This window comes from Cupriavidus taiwanensis (assembly GCF_900250075.1).
Classification (GTDB): Bacteria; Pseudomonadota; Gammaproteobacteria; order Burkholderiales; family Burkholderiaceae; genus Cupriavidus; species Cupriavidus taiwanensis_C.
On sequence record NZ_LT977070.1, the window covers coordinates 3,333,527 to 3,345,862 of the forward strand.

The 12,336-nt window shown below is 69.9% G+C and carries 14 protein-coding genes; 7 read left to right on the forward strand and 7 right to left on the reverse strand.

Going from position 1 to position 12,336, the window contains the following annotated elements:
- Positions 1-53: 53 nt before the first annotated feature.
- Genes CBM2588_RS15555 through CBM2588_RS15565 form a run of 3 tightly spaced genes read right to left on the reverse strand, consistent with a single transcriptional unit; the run spans position 54 to position 2,706 of the window.
- A complete protein-coding gene (locus CBM2588_RS15555) occupies positions 54-551 on the reverse strand; it encodes a GDYXXLXY domain-containing protein (RefSeq protein ID WP_115681240.1) in 498 nt (165 codons plus the stop codon).
- On the reverse strand, positions 548-1,663 hold the full coding sequence (locus CBM2588_RS15560; RefSeq protein ID WP_115681241.1) for a DUF4401 domain-containing protein: 1,116 nt from the start codon (positions 1,661-1,663) through the stop codon (positions 548-550). The genes CBM2588_RS15555 and CBM2588_RS15560 overlap by 4 nt, the downstream gene beginning before the upstream one ends.
- The gene (locus CBM2588_RS15565) at positions 1,660-2,706 is read right to left on the reverse strand and encodes a DUF2157 domain-containing protein (RefSeq protein WP_115681242.1); all 1,047 of its coding nucleotides are present in this window, start codon (positions 2,704-2,706) and stop codon (positions 1,660-1,662) included. The genes CBM2588_RS15560 and CBM2588_RS15565 overlap by 4 nt, the downstream gene beginning before the upstream one ends.
- Before the next feature lie 154 nt (positions 2,707-2,860).
- On the opposite strand from CBM2588_RS15565, the gene CBM2588_RS15570 reads away from it, so the two are divergent.
- Positions 2,861-3,628, forward strand: a complete 768-nt coding sequence (locus CBM2588_RS15570; RefSeq protein ID WP_115681243.1) for a 5'-methylthioadenosine/adenosylhomocysteine nucleosidase — start codon at positions 2,861-2,863, stop codon at positions 3,626-3,628.
- Positions 3,629-3,700: 72 nt separating this feature from the next.
- Here the strand turns inward: CBM2588_RS15570 and CBM2588_RS15575 are convergent, their stop codons facing one another.
- A complete protein-coding gene (locus CBM2588_RS15575; RefSeq protein WP_115681244.1) occupies positions 3,701-3,946 on the reverse strand; it encodes a hypothetical protein in 246 nt (81 codons plus the stop codon).
- Positions 3,947-4,113: 167 nt separating this feature from the next.
- Here CBM2588_RS15575 and hemA point away from each other — a divergent pair, with 167 nt between their 5' ends.
- The 6 genes from hemA (at position 4,114) to CBM2588_RS15605 (ending at position 9,229) form a co-directional block, all read left to right on the forward strand.
- Positions 4,114-5,418 carry a glutamyl-tRNA reductase gene (gene hemA / locus CBM2588_RS15580; protein ID WP_115681245.1) on the forward strand — a complete coding sequence of 435 codons (1,305 nt, stop codon included), beginning with the start codon at positions 4,114-4,116 and terminating at the stop codon, positions 5,416-5,418.
- Between the two features lie 93 nt (positions 5,419-5,511).
- Positions 5,512-6,594, forward strand: a complete 1,083-nt coding sequence (gene prfA / locus CBM2588_RS15585) for a peptide chain release factor 1 (protein WP_115681246.1) — start codon at positions 5,512-5,514, stop codon at positions 6,592-6,594.
- A 191-nt stretch (positions 6,595-6,785) separates the two neighbouring features.
- Complete coding sequence (locus CBM2588_RS15590) at positions 6,786-7,115, forward strand: hypothetical protein (protein ID WP_018005248.1); 330 nt, start codon at positions 6,786-6,788, stop codon at positions 7,113-7,115.
- A gap of 155 nt (positions 7,116-7,270) precedes the next feature.
- Positions 7,271-8,164, forward strand: a complete 894-nt coding sequence (gene prmC, locus CBM2588_RS15595; protein ID WP_115681247.1) for a peptide chain release factor N(5)-glutamine methyltransferase — start codon at positions 7,271-7,273, stop codon at positions 8,162-8,164.
- Between the two features lie 121 nt (positions 8,165-8,285).
- The gene (gene grxD, locus CBM2588_RS15600; protein WP_012354019.1) at positions 8,286-8,597 is read left to right on the forward strand and encodes a Grx4 family monothiol glutaredoxin; all 312 of its coding nucleotides are present in this window, start codon (positions 8,286-8,288) and stop codon (positions 8,595-8,597) included.
- 8 nt (positions 8,598-8,605) lie between these two features.
- Positions 8,606-9,229 (forward strand): UbiX family flavin prenyltransferase, encoded by a 624-nt coding sequence (locus CBM2588_RS15605; RefSeq protein WP_115681248.1) that lies wholly within the window; start codon positions 8,606-8,608, stop codon positions 9,227-9,229.
- Between the two features lie 29 nt (positions 9,230-9,258).
- On the opposite strand, the gene CBM2588_RS15610 is transcribed toward CBM2588_RS15605, so the two are convergent.
- The 3 genes from CBM2588_RS15610 to CBM2588_RS15620 all read right to left on the reverse strand — a co-directional run bounded on the left by CBM2588_RS15610 (position 9,259) and on the right by CBM2588_RS15620 (position 12,293).
- Positions 9,259-9,453: a hypothetical protein gene (locus CBM2588_RS15610; protein WP_112776756.1), complete on the reverse strand. Its 195-nt coding sequence runs from the start codon at positions 9,451-9,453 to the stop codon at positions 9,259-9,261.
- A 144-nt stretch (positions 9,454-9,597) separates the two neighbouring features.
- Positions 9,598-11,115, reverse strand: a complete 1,518-nt coding sequence (gene amaB / locus CBM2588_RS15615) for an L-piperidine-6-carboxylate dehydrogenase (protein ID WP_115681249.1) — start codon at positions 11,113-11,115, stop codon at positions 9,598-9,600.
- Positions 11,112-12,293, reverse strand: a complete 1,182-nt coding sequence (locus CBM2588_RS15620; RefSeq protein WP_115681250.1) for a saccharopine dehydrogenase C-terminal domain-containing protein — start codon at positions 12,291-12,293, stop codon at positions 11,112-11,114. The genes amaB and CBM2588_RS15620 overlap by 4 nt, the downstream gene beginning before the upstream one ends.
- Positions 12,294-12,336: the final 43 nt, after the last annotated feature.

The following is a 12,336-nucleotide window of genomic DNA, read 5'->3' on the forward strand; positions in this document are numbered from 1 at the left end:
AAGCCCGCAGCGATGCGGGCTTTTTCATTGGCGCGGAATACACCGCGCCTGCCTCACAACTTTTCCATCCCCTTCCCCCGCAACCCCACCAGCAGCGCCTGCCCGTCCGCCCCCACGCGGAACTCGCCATACTGCGCCTGCGCGAAGCGCTTGCCCTGCCCCTCCTGAAAGAAATACGCATCGGTCGACACCTGCACCTGCATGCCGCCCCAGCGCGAGCGCGCGGTCTGGTAGCGCAGCAGTTGCTCGCCCGGCGCCAGCGGCTCGGCGCCGTGCACGCGCACTAAGCCGGCAATGCCCTGTTCATCGCGGCGGATCACGGCGACGCCGTCGCGCGGCACCTGGGCGTCCTGAGCCCGGGCGGCGCGGATCTGGTTGCCGATGTCGAAGTTCAGCGCCATGTAGTCGCCCTGCATCAGCGAGCGCGGGTCGACCGGCGCGAGCCTGAGGAAGACGACGTCGCCGTGCGCCAGCAGGCGCTCCTTGCCGGCGATGCCGACGGCGGCCAGCGCCAGCGTCAGCGCCCAGGCGATCAGGATCCAGCGTTTCATGCGGCCTCCATCTGTGCGCGGCGCAGCAGCCAGTAGCGGCCGGCGAGCAGCAGGGCGCCGGCGGCGGCGAGGGTGGCCGACTTGGCAAGCAGAGTCCAGTGCAGCGCCGAGTAGTACCAGATAAAGCCGATCGCGATGCTGGTGACGCCCAGCCCCAGCCACGGCATCGACGCCCGCCGCAGCGCCAGCCCGAGCGCGAGTACGCCGGCCACGACCGCGGGCGCCGCTGCCATCAGCGCGCCGAACGCGACCAGGCCGCCCAGCACGGCGCCCTGCATGGCTTGGCCGAGCCCCAGGCGGCGGCATTCGGCCAGCGCGAAGCCGGCCAGCATCACCGTGACCAGTCCGCCCGCGGCCCAGTGCGCCAGCGGGATGCGCGCCGCTTCCGGCCCCTCCAGCCAGGCCAGCGGATGGCTCATGCCGGTAACGACCAGCGCCGCCGCCAGCGTGAACAGCAGCGTCGCGTCGGCCAGCGGTTCCAGCAGCGCATGGCGGCCGTCCGCGCACAGGCGCGCCTCGGCCAGCGTGAAACCGGCCGTCAGGGCGGCGCCGAGCGGCACCAGCCAGCCGAGCGACCAGGTCAGCAACAGCCAGTCCTCCGGCTTGCCGCCGGCCATGGCGAGATGCACCGCGCCGGCCAGCCCGATCCACGCGCCCAGCCCGCACAGCAGCCGGTGCAGCCGGTTGGGCACGAGCCAGGCCAGCGCGGCCTCGAACAGCGCCAGTGCGGCCCAGAAGCCGGCACTCTCGGCCACGCGCGTGAAGCCCAGCGCCTCGGTCAGGCCGAACACGGCCATGCCCTGCCCGCTCAGGCTGACCGCCAGCGCGAACTGCCCCGCGGCGATGCCGCCGCCGCGCCAGTACAGCAACGCGGCCAGCGCAATCATGGCCAGCCCGGTGACGGCCATCGCCACGCCGTTCTCGCGCGCGGCAACGAACACGGTGCCGACCAGGAAGAACTGGAAGAACAAGGCGCCCAGCCAGCCCGCCGCGCCCATCAGGCAGCGCACCGCCCACGGCGTGTGGGGATGCGCGGGCGGCTCGCCCTGGACCTCGCCGCGGGCGGCGAGCTGTTGCCAGAGCCGTTGCTCGGTCTGCAGTACGTTGCTCATGCCTGCTCCAGCTGGCTGCGCCAGGCCCGCATCAGCCACGCGGCAGCGGCGGCGGCCAGGCCGATGGTCAGCAGGCCAAGCAGCAGGAAGGCGCCGAAATCGTCCTTGCCTTCGAACAGCACCTTGGCAATGGCCGCGACGGCCAGCACGATGCCGGTCAGGCAGGCCAGGCTCAGCACCACGATGTCGAAGGCATGCCAGCGGAACCACCAGACCAGCGCGGCCAGCGCCAGCACCGCCAGCGCGAAGGCGGCGCCGTCGAAGTCGCTGCGCAGCAGGCTGGCCAGCCCGAGCGAGCCGGCATGCAGGCACGCCAGCGCCGCCAGCATGCGGCCGCCGGTCAGCCCGCGAAAGCCCAGCGCAGGCGCCTGTGCGCACAGCAGCTGCCACAGCACCAGCTGCAGCGCCACCGCGCCCAGCAAGGCCAGCGTGGCGGTGCGCACGTGACGCGAATCGAACAGCAGCGAGAACACCCCATCGACGCCGAAGCGGATACTGAAGTACCGCAGCAGCGCCATGTTGCCCACCAGGATGACCAGCCACCAGTGCGGCGCCGCGCGCGCCGCCAGCGCCCACGGCAGCGCCAGCAGCGCCCATAGCGCGAACAGCTGCCAGGCGTCGGCGCCGGTCTGGTAGGTCTGGCCGATCACGGCCAGCAGCACGCCGGCCACCACCTGCGCACCGCCCAGCGCGGCGCGTCCGGCGGCATCGCCCGCCGGGCGCAGCCAGGCCAGGCCGGCCAGCAGCGTGATCGGGCCGGCCAGCAGGCCGAACTTGGAAAACTTGTGCAGGTCCTGCCAGTTGAAGGCAAAGAACACGATCACGCCGGCGCACAGCAGCGCGGTGCCAAGCGCCATCAGCGCGGTGTCGAGCCAGCGGCGCCAGTCCGCGGCGACCGGTTCGGTGCGCGCCCACGGCGCCGCGACCGCCGGCGGCCCTAGGCGGCCCAGCGCGCGCCAGTGGGCCAGCGCCTGGCGGATGGCGCGCCGCTCGCCCACGGCTTCTTGGTCCGGGCCATTTGCTCCGATGCGGGTTGCTTGCATGCTCGCCCTTGCGTGCTGGAATGACGGCGACTTTAGCAAAGTGATACCTGGGCCGCACCTGTTGCGTGGGAGGGGGCGTGCGCTCGCGCTCCATCCAGGCCCGGCCTGCGCGGGCCGGGTATGCTGTGGGCCTTGTCCAAGTTGCCCACGCCCCATGACCCTCGGAATCCTTGCCGCCATCCACGATGAAGTCGACGGCCTTGTCGCCGCCATGCGCCATGACGACAGCCGCGCCACCGTACGCACCATCGGCATGCGCGACTACTACAGCGGCCATTTGTACGGGCAACCGTGCGTGCTGGTGCTGGCGCGCATGGGCAAGGTGGCGGCCTCGGCTACCACGGTCACGCTGATCCGCGAGCTGGGCGCCACGCAGATCGTCTTTACCGGCCTGGCCGGCGGCATCGGCGCCACCACGCAGGTGGGCGACATCGTTATCGCCGACCGCACCCTGCAGCATGACCTGGACGCGCGCCCGTTTTTCGGCCGCCATGAAGTGCCGCTGCTGGAGCGCGCCGAATTCCCGGCCGATGCGGCGCTGACGGCCGAGCTGCATGCCGCCGCGGCAGATTTCCTGCGCGACGACCTGGCCGTCGACGTGCCGCGCGCGGTGCGCGAGAAGTTTGGCGTCGCGGCGCCGACCCTGCACCGGGGCATGATCGCCAGCGGCGACCAGTTCATCGGCTCGCCCGCCGCGGTGGCGGAGTTGCGCGAGCGGCTGCCCGGCCTGCTGGCGGTAGAAATGGAAGGCGCCGCGGTGGCACAGGTCTGCCATGAATATGGCGTGCCTTACGCGGTGATGCGGACCATCTCGGACCGCGCCGACGACACCGCCCATGTGGATTTCTCGGCATTCCTGACCGACGTGGCCAGTCACTATTCCAGCGGGGTGCTGCGCCGCCTGCTGGCCGCCAGGGCCTGACGCCAGGCAAGGCGGCCGACTGACCGGGATCAAGCCGCGTGCAGATTCCTGACCGGAAAGTCGGTTCAGTATTTACCGACCGCGCGGCCGCACCGTGCCCCAGAACCCCACCAGCAGCGCCGACCCGGCGATCACCGCGAGCCAGCTGCTGAGCTGGCCGTCGACAAACCAATGCAGTGCGCGGCCGGTGTAGAAAGCCGACGCCGCACCCGCCGCACCCAGCACCAGCGCGGCCGGCACGGTCACCACGCGCCCTGCCGGGTGCAGCCGGCGTGCCGCCAGTCCGACCAGCAAACCCACGATCAAGGTGCCCAGCATCCGCTTCTCCTGTGTTGTCCGCATCACAGCCGGCAACCGGCCGCGGCGTAACGATACTGCAATCCGGCGCCCCTGCCACCCACCGCAGCGGGCGACTGCAATGATCGGTCCCGGCGGTATAATGACATCCGGTCCGGCCGCGCTTCGGGCCACACCAGTCCCCAACAATGCAACTGCTCGCGATCGGCATCAATCACACTACGGCACCCGTCTCGCTGCGCGAGCGGGTGGCGTTTCCGCTCGAGCAGATCAAGCCGGCGCTGGGGGCCCTGCGCTCCCACCTGTCGGGGCGCAGCGGCACCGAAGCCGCGATCCTGTCCACCTGCAACCGCACCGAGATCTACTGCGCGACCGACGTCCTGACGCCGGGCACGGATGGCTTCGAGCACACCCTGCGCTGGCTGTCGCAGCACCACAACGTGCCCGCCGGCGAACTGGCCCCGCACCTGTACGCGCTGCCGCAGTCCGAAGCCGTGCGCCACGCCTTCCGCGTGGCCAGCGGCCTGGATTCGATGGTGCTGGGCGAGACCCAGATCCTGGGCCAGCTCAAGGACGCGGTGCGCACCGCCGGCGAAGCCGGCTCGCTCGGCACTTACCTGAACCAGCTGTTCCAGCGCACCTTCGCGGTGGCCAAGGAAGTGCGCGGGCAGACCGAGATCGGCGCGCATTCGGTGTCGATGGCCGCGGCCGCGGTGCGGCTGGCACAGCGGATCTTTGAAAGCGTCTCGACCCAGCGCGTGCTGTTTATCGGCGCGGGCGAGATGATCGAGCTGTGCGCCACCCACTTTGCCGCGCAGCAGCCGCGCCAGATCGTGGTGGCCAACCGCACCGTAGAACGTGGCGAAAAGCTGGCCGAGCAGCTCAGCGGCCAGGGCCTGACCGCCAACGCGATCCGCCTGTCAGACCTGGGCGAGCGCCTGCATGAGTTCGACATAGTGGTGTCGTGCACCGCCAGCTCGCTGCCGATCATCGGCCTGGGCGCGGTGGAGCGCGCGGTCAAGCGGCGCAAGCACCGCCCCATCATGATGGTTGACCTGGCCGTGCCGCGCGACGTCGAGCCCGAAGTCGCGCGCCTGGACGACGTCTTCCTCTATACCGTCGACGACCTCGGCGCGGTCGTGCGCGAAGGCAACGCCCTGCGCCAGGCCGCGGTGGCGCAGGCCGAAGCCATTATCGAAAGCCGCGTGCAGAACTTCATGCACTGGCTGGAAACCCGCAGCGTGGTGCCGGTCATCCGCGAACTGCAGAGCAGCGGCGAAGCCATCCGGCAGGCCGAACTGGAGCGCGCGCGCCGCATGCTGGCGCGCGGCGACGATCCGCAGGCCGTGCTCGAGGCGCTCTCCGGCGCGCTCACGCGCAAGTTCCTGCACGGCCCCACGCACGCGCTCAACCACACCCAGGGCGAGGACCGCGAGGCGCTGCTGCGCCTGGTGCCGGGCCTGTTCCGCCACAGCAGCCACTCCGAGCGCTAGCCGCGCTCGCCTTGCCGGCGCCCCGCGCCCGGCACGCCTTCGCCGCCGCCATCGCACGCGCAGCCCGGCCCACCCCATTCCCTGTCCGCCCCGATGAAAGCCAGCATGCTTGCCAAGCTCGACCAACTGGCCGAGCGACTCGACGAAGTCAACGCCCTGCTCGCGCGCGAAGACGCGACCGCCAATATCGACCAGTACCGCAAGCTCAGCCGCGAACATGCGGAGCTGTCGCCCGTGGCCGAGCAATACGGCCAGTACCGGCAGGCCCAGGACGACCTCGCCACCGCGCAGGCCCTGCTCGACGATCCGGAGATGAAGGACTTCGCCGCCGACGAGATCGCCGCCGCGCGCGACCGCCTCGAAGCGCTGCAGGCCAGCCTGCAGCGCCTGCTTTTGCCCAAGGACCCGAACGACGACCGCAACCTGCTGCTGGAAATCCGCGCCGGCACCGGCGGCGAGGAGAGCGCGCTGTTCGCCGCCGATCTGCTGCGGATGTACACGCGTTATGCCGAACGGCAGCGCTGGCAGGTCGAGGTCATGAGCGAATCGGAATCGGACCTGGGCGGCTACAAGGAAGTGATCATCCGGATCGCCGGCGATGCCGCGTTTTCCAGGCTGAAGTTCGAATCGGGCGGCCATCGCGTTCAGCGCGTGCCCGCGACCGAGGCGCAGGGCCGCATCCATACCTCCGCCTGCACGGTTGCCGTGATGCCCGAAGCCGACGAGGTCGGCGAGGTCGAGATCAACCCGGCCGACCTGCGCATCGACACCTTCCGCGCCTCTGGCGCGGGCGGCCAGCACGTCAACAAGACCGATTCCGCGGTACGACTGACCCACCTGCCCACCGGCATCGTGGTCGAGTGCCAGGACGACCGCAGCCAGCACCGCAACAAGGACAAGGCGATGAAGGTGCTCGCCGCCCGCATCAAGGACATGCAGGCGCGCGCCGCGCAGGCGCGCGAGGCCAGCACCCGGCGCAACCTGATCGGCTCGGGCGACCGCAGCGACCGCATCCGCACCTACAACTTCCCGCAGGGCCGCGTGACCGACCACCGCATTAACCTGACGCTGTACAAGATCGACATGATCATGGACGGCGACATGGACGAGCTGCTGTCGGCGCTGTCCGCCGAGCACCAGGCGGACCAGCTGGCGGCGCTGGGCGAAGACGCCTGAGCGCGCCTTTATGACACCCAGTCGAGGCTTCGGCGATGAACAACGCGTAAAGTCGCCTATGTCTTTGTATCTGTTGTAAATGCTTGAAACAGCACTGGCGGGGGTAAAGTCGCTGTCTATAATCGATTTCGACCGGCAAACGGAGAATGGTGCCGGGTAGTCACTCCCGAGAACATAGCTAGGACGAAATCATGAAAAAACTGCTCGCGCTGTTGATGATCACCGCGGCCATGGCCGCTTGCAGCAAGAAGGAAGAAGCGCCGCCCGCCGCCTCGAACGCCGAGAGCGCGATGCAAAGCGCCGCGGAATCCGCCAAGGCCGCCGCAAGCGATGCCGCCGCTGCCGCCAGCAACGCCGCAGATGCCGCCAAGGCTGCCGCCAGCGATGCCGCCTCCAACGCTTCCGCCGCCGCGGAGAAGGCCAAGGAAGACGCGGGCAACGCCATGGAGCATGCCAAGCAGGCCGCCAAGGATGCCGTCAACGCCGGCGCGGACAAGGCCAAGGACGCCGTCAATAAGTAATCGCCCCGGCGGGGTCATTGCGCCCGCCGCAGCCGATGAGCGGTACACTGGCACGAAGCCGGAAGTTTCACCAGAGCACCGCCCCAAAGCCCCGCCAGGTCCCGCACCGGTGGGGTTTTTTGTAGCCGGCACCAGAACCGTCTTTTACCCACTCGATGTCCACCCCCGACTCCACCGCGCTGCCGGCAACTCCCACGCTGCACGAGGCCCAGACCCTCGCCGCCATGGCCGGCCTGCCTGCGCTGGAAGCGCGCATGCTGCTGACCCATGTCACCGGCCTGAGCCGCACGCAGCTGATCACGCGCGACACCGACGTGCTGACCATCGCCCAGCGCGACGCGTTTGCGACGCTGCTGGCGCGACGGCTGGCGGGCGAGCCGATGGCCTACCTGATCGGCGAACGCGAGTTCTTCGGCCGCAAGTTCCGGGTCACGCCCGACGTGCTGATCCCGCGCCCCGATACCGAGGTTGCCGCGGAAGCCGCGCTGGCGCGGCTGGCCACGGTGCCGCAGCCCAATGTGCTGGACCTCGGCACGGGCTCCGGCATCCTTGCCGTGACGCTTGCGCGTGAGCGGCGCGACGCGCGGGTCTGGGCCACCGACATCTCGCCCGGCGCGCTGATGGTGGCGCAGGACAATGCCCGCGCGCTGGGCGCCGAGCATATCGAGTTCCTGGTCTCGGACTGGTACGCGGCGCTGCCGCGGGAGCTGCGCTTCCACCTGATCGTCAGCAACCCGCCCTATATCGCCGCGGGCGATCCGCACCTGGCCGAAGGCGACCTGCGCTTCGAGCCGATCGACGCGCTGACCGACCACGACGACGGCCTCTCCGACTTGCGCGCCATCGTCGGCGGCGCCGGGGCGCGGCTGCTGCCGGGCGGCTGGCTGCTGATGGAACACGGCTATGACCAGGCGGCGGCCACGCGCCAGCTGCTGCAAGCCGGCGGCTTCGACGAGGTCTTCACCGCGCGCGACCTGGCCGGGCTGGAGCGCTGCACCGGCGGACGCTGGCCGGGCGCGCAACCCGCCGGTACGTCCGCGGCACCCTGAAGCGCCGCGGCGATTCCGGTAAAATCGGCGTCAGATTCCCGCCGTGCGGCCCGGCCGCACGGTATCCCTTTCCCCCCAGGCGGCGCCCGCGACACGGCTTCGCCCCACTGAAAAGCAAACCATGAGCGACGTGCAGCAACAGATCGACCAGATCGTCAAGGGCAACCCGGTAGTCCTGTTCATGAAGGGCACCGCGCAATTCCCGATGTGCGGCTTCTCGGGCCGCGCCATCCAGATCCTGAAGGCCTGCGGCGTCGATGCGCCGACCACGGTCAACGTGCTGGACGACGAAGGCATCCGCCAGGGCATCAAGGAATACGCCAACTGGCCGACCATTCCCCAGCTCTATGTGAACGGCGAGTTCATCGGCGGCTCGGACATCATGATGGAGATGTACCAGAACGGCGAACTGCAAACCCTGCTGAAGGGCTGAGTCCCGCCATGTCCGGGGCTGGCGGCACACCGCAACGGCTGATCGTCGCCATCACCGGCGCCACCGGGGCCATCTACGGCGTGCGCCTGCTGCAGGTGCTGCGCGCGGCGCCCGCGGTGGAAACCCACCTGCTGATTTCGCCGGCCGGCGTGATGAACCTGCAGCACGAGCTGGACATCGGCCGCGCCGAGGTCGAAGCGCTCGCCAGCGTGGTGCACAACGTGCGCGACATCGGCGCGACCATCGCCAGCGGTTCATTCCGCGCCCAGGCCATGGTGGTGGCGCCGTGCTCGATGCGCACGCTGGCGGCAATCGCGCATGGTTTCTCGGACAACCTGATCACCCGCGCCGCCGACGTCACGCTCAAGGAACGCCGCAAGCTGGTGCTGATGGTGCGGGAAACGCCCCTGAACCTTGCGCACCTGCGCAACATGACGGCGGTGACGGAAATGGGCGGGATCGTGTTCCCGCCGGTGCCGGGCTTCTACCAGAAGCCGCAAAGCATTGCCGAACTGGTTGACCATACGGTCGGGCGCGTGCTGGACCTGGTGGACCTGCCGCAGATCGGGCAGGCCCTGGCACCCAGCTGGGGCGGGCTGAACGCCCGCGCCGGCGACGCGGCCGGGAATTGAATCCGGCCGCCCGGGTTACAGCGCAACGCTTACCAGCGACGATAGCCGCGGCCATAGTAGCCGTAGCCGCCGTAGTAGTACGGACGCGGCGCCACCACCACCGGCGCGGGCGCCACGTACACCGGCGCCGGACCGACCGCCGGGCCGGCGGGCGTGGGATAGACGGCGCAGCCGCCCAGCAGGGTCACCGATGCCGCACCGGCAGCCAGTCCAATCGTCAGCATTCTCATCATTTCATCCTTGGGGTCGCAACGGGCATGTGCCTGCCTTGCTGACGTTATACGGGCAGAACAGGTAATACGGCGTCAAAGCCGTGTAACGCTTGTTACCGTTCCCTACGCGCCATGCCGCCCGCCCCCGGGATGTCGTCAGATTTCGAAGCGGATGCCCTGTGCCAGCGGCAGCGAATCGCCGTAGTTGATGGTGTTGGTGGCACGGCGCATATAACCCTTCCACGCATCCGAGCCTGACTCGCGCCCGCCGCCGGTCGCCTTCTCGCCGCCGAAGGCGCCGCCGATTTCCGCGCCGCTGGTGCCGATATTGACGTTGGCGATGCCGCAATCGCTGCCCGCCGACGACAGGAAGCGCTCGGCCTCGCGCATCGATTCGGTGAAGATGCACGACGATAGCCCGTGCGCGGCGGCATTGTTCAGCGCGATGGCCTCGTCCAGCGAGGTGTACGGCATCAGGTACAGGATCGGCGCGAAGGTCTCGGTCAGCATGGTGTCGTGCTGCGCGTCGGTCATTACCAGCGCGGGCCGCACGTAGCAGGCATGCGGATAGCGGTCGGCCAGCAGGCGCTCGCCGCCGGTGACGATATTGCCCTGCGCGCGGCACGCCGCCAGCGCGTTGGCCATGGCGTCGCCGGCGGCGCTGTCGATCAGCGGGCCGACCAGCGTGCCGTCTGCCAGCGGATCGCCGACCGGCAGCCGGTCGAACACCGTGATCAGCCGGCTCGCCATGGTGTCCATCAGGTCGGCATGGATAAAGCAGCGGCGCAGCGTGGTGCAGCGCTGCCCCGCGGTGCCGGCCGCGGCAAAGGTGATGGCGCGCACCGCCAGTTCGATATCGGCCGAGGGCGCGACGATGGCGGCGTTGTTGCCGCCCAACTCCAGGATGCAGCGCTTGAAGTGCCCGGCGCAGGCGATGCCGACCTCGCGGCCCATGCGGGTCGAGCCGGTGGCGCTGACCAGCCGCACCGCCGGGTGCTCGACCAGGTGGGTGCCCAGGTTGCGTCCGCCCGGCAGCACCGCCGAGATGCCGCCGTGCTGCGCCGCCGCCGCGGCCAGCACGCGCTCCAGCAGGCCGTGCGCGGCGAGCGCGCACAGCGACACCTTCTCCGACGGTTTCCAGATCACGCCGTTGCCGCACACCAGCGCCAGCGCCGCATTCCACGCCCACACCGCCACCGGGAAGTTGAACGCCGAAATCACGCCGCATAGTCCGTACGGATGCCAGGTCTCGCGCATGGCGTGCTGCGGGCGCTCGGAGGCGATGGTCAGCCCGTGCAGCTGGCGCGACAGGCCGACCGCGAAATCGCAGATGTCGATCATCTCCTGCACCTCGCCCAGCCCTTCCTGCAGGATCTTGCCGGATTCGAGCGAGACCAGCCGGCCCAGCGCCGTCTTGTGTTCGCGCAGCACCTCGCCGAAGCGCCGCACGATCTCGCCGCGCGCCGGCGCCGGCATCAGCGCCCACGTGGTCTGCGCCGCGTGGGCCCGCGCGATCAGCGCATCGGCCTGCGCCGGCGTACAGGGCGGCAGGTGGCCGATGGCCTCGCCGTCGACCGGCGAGCGCACCGTCACGGCACCGGCAGGCGTGCCCTCGCGCCATGGTCGCGGCAGGCCCAGCGAATCCCAGCAGGCGGCAAACTCTTGCGCTTTCATACGAGACTCTCCTGGAGCGGATGCTGCGTGTAGTGGCGGCCGAAGCGGTTGGCCAGGAAGGCGTCGAGCGGCATCGACTCCTGCCGCACGAAGCCGGCCTGCGGCAACGCGCCGGTGGCCACCATGTCGAGCGCGGTGCAGATGCCCGCGGCGGTGGTCAGCTGGATCGCATTGACGTGGCCGCCCTCACCGTCCACGCCGCCGATGCGCGCCGAGAACGAAGCCTGCGTCAGCGGGCCGCGCCCGCGCTCGCCGCCGGCCGGATAGCCGGTGGCGGTGGCGAACACGATCACCACGTCCTGCTCGGTCAGCGGAATGGCGCGGTCGAAGATATCGCGCAGCCAGTCGCGGCGTTCGCGCAGGCGCAGGTCGTTGAGCAGCAGTTTCATCAGCGCGCAGTGGCCGGGATAGCGGATCGACTTGTAGTCGACATGGCGCGCGCGCCCGGCCAGCGTCTCGGGCAGCGTGCCGAGCCCGCCCGATGTATTAAAGGCTTCATATTCGATGCCGTCCAGCGCAAAGCTCTCCAGCCCTTCCAGCGCCGTCAGTTCGACGCGCCGGCCGTCGACGATGGCCTCGCATGGGTTGCAGTACTCGTTGATCAGCCCCTCGGTGCTCCAGGTCAGGTTGTACTTGAGCGCGTTGCTCGGATAGCGCGGCAGCGCCCCCACCCGCATCTGCAGGTCCAGCAGCTCGCCGCCGCCGCGCAGGAAACGCTGCGCGAGATCGTGGCCGACCACGCCGATAAATCCTGGCGCCAGCCCGCATTGCGGCATCAGCACCGAGCGCGCGCCCTGCGCCAGCTGGCGGATGGCCTGGGTGGCGGCGACGTCCTCGGTCAGGTCGAAGTAATGCACGCCCAGGCGCGCCGCCACCGAGGCCACGCTGATCGCGGCATGGAACGGCAGCGCGTTGAGCACGGCGTCGGCGCCGGCCAGCAGCGCGGCGCAGGTGCCGGGCTCGGTGGGGTCGCCGGCGCGCGCCAGCACGCCGCGCGGCAGGCCATCGAGGCGGCGCCCGTCATGGTCGACCAGACTGACGCGGTAGTCGCCGCTGTCGTGCAGCATGGCCGCAATGGTGCGGCCGATCTTGCCCGCGCCCAGCACTGTCACGTGCAACGGGCGGGCCGCCTTGGGCAGCTCGCGCGGGGCCTGCCGGCCGAGGTTCGAGGCTTGCATGGTGTCTCCGTCCAGAAGAAGAAAAGATTTCGGTTGACTGGAG

What these genes read in the sequence shown, in the direction of transcription:
- CBM2588_RS15555 (WP_115681240.1), bottom strand. Translation starts at nt 551, where the DNA reads ATGAAACGCTGGATCCTGATCGCCTGGGCGCTGACGCTGGCGCTGGCC.
- CBM2588_RS15560 (WP_115681241.1), bottom strand. Translation starts at nt 1,663, where the DNA reads ATGAGCAACGTACTGCAGACCGAGCAACGGCTCTGGCAACAGCTCGCC.
- CBM2588_RS15565 (WP_115681242.1), bottom strand. Translation starts at nt 2,706, where the DNA reads ATGCAAGCAACCCGCATCGGAGCAAATGGCCCGGACCAAGAAGCCGTG.
- CBM2588_RS15570 (WP_115681243.1), top strand. Translation starts at nt 2,861, where the DNA reads ATGACCCTCGGAATCCTTGCCGCCATCCACGATGAAGTCGACGGCCTT.
- CBM2588_RS15575 (WP_115681244.1), bottom strand. Translation starts at nt 3,946, where the DNA reads ATGCTGGGCACCTTGATCGTGGGTTTGCTGGTCGGACTGGCGGCACGC.
- hemA (WP_115681245.1), top strand. Translation starts at nt 4,114, where the DNA reads ATGCAACTGCTCGCGATCGGCATCAATCACACTACGGCACCCGTCTCG.
- prfA (WP_115681246.1), top strand. Translation starts at nt 5,512, where the DNA reads ATGAAAGCCAGCATGCTTGCCAAGCTCGACCAACTGGCCGAGCGACTC.
- CBM2588_RS15590 (WP_018005248.1), top strand. Translation starts at nt 6,786, where the DNA reads ATGAAAAAACTGCTCGCGCTGTTGATGATCACCGCGGCCATGGCCGCT.
- prmC (WP_115681247.1), top strand. Translation starts at nt 7,271, where the DNA reads ATGTCCACCCCCGACTCCACCGCGCTGCCGGCAACTCCCACGCTGCAC.
- grxD (WP_012354019.1), top strand. Translation starts at nt 8,286, where the DNA reads ATGAGCGACGTGCAGCAACAGATCGACCAGATCGTCAAGGGCAACCCG.
- CBM2588_RS15605 (WP_115681248.1), top strand. Translation starts at nt 8,606, where the DNA reads ATGTCCGGGGCTGGCGGCACACCGCAACGGCTGATCGTCGCCATCACC.
- CBM2588_RS15610 (WP_112776756.1), bottom strand. Translation starts at nt 9,453, where the DNA reads ATGCTGACGATTGGACTGGCTGCCGGTGCGGCATCGGTGACCCTGCTG.
- amaB (WP_115681249.1), bottom strand. Translation starts at nt 11,115, where the DNA reads ATGAAAGCGCAAGAGTTTGCCGCCTGCTGGGATTCGCTGGGCCTGCCG.
- CBM2588_RS15620 (WP_115681250.1), bottom strand. Translation starts at nt 12,293, where the DNA reads ATGCAAGCCTCGAACCTCGGCCGGCAGGCCCCGCGCGAGCTGCCCAAG.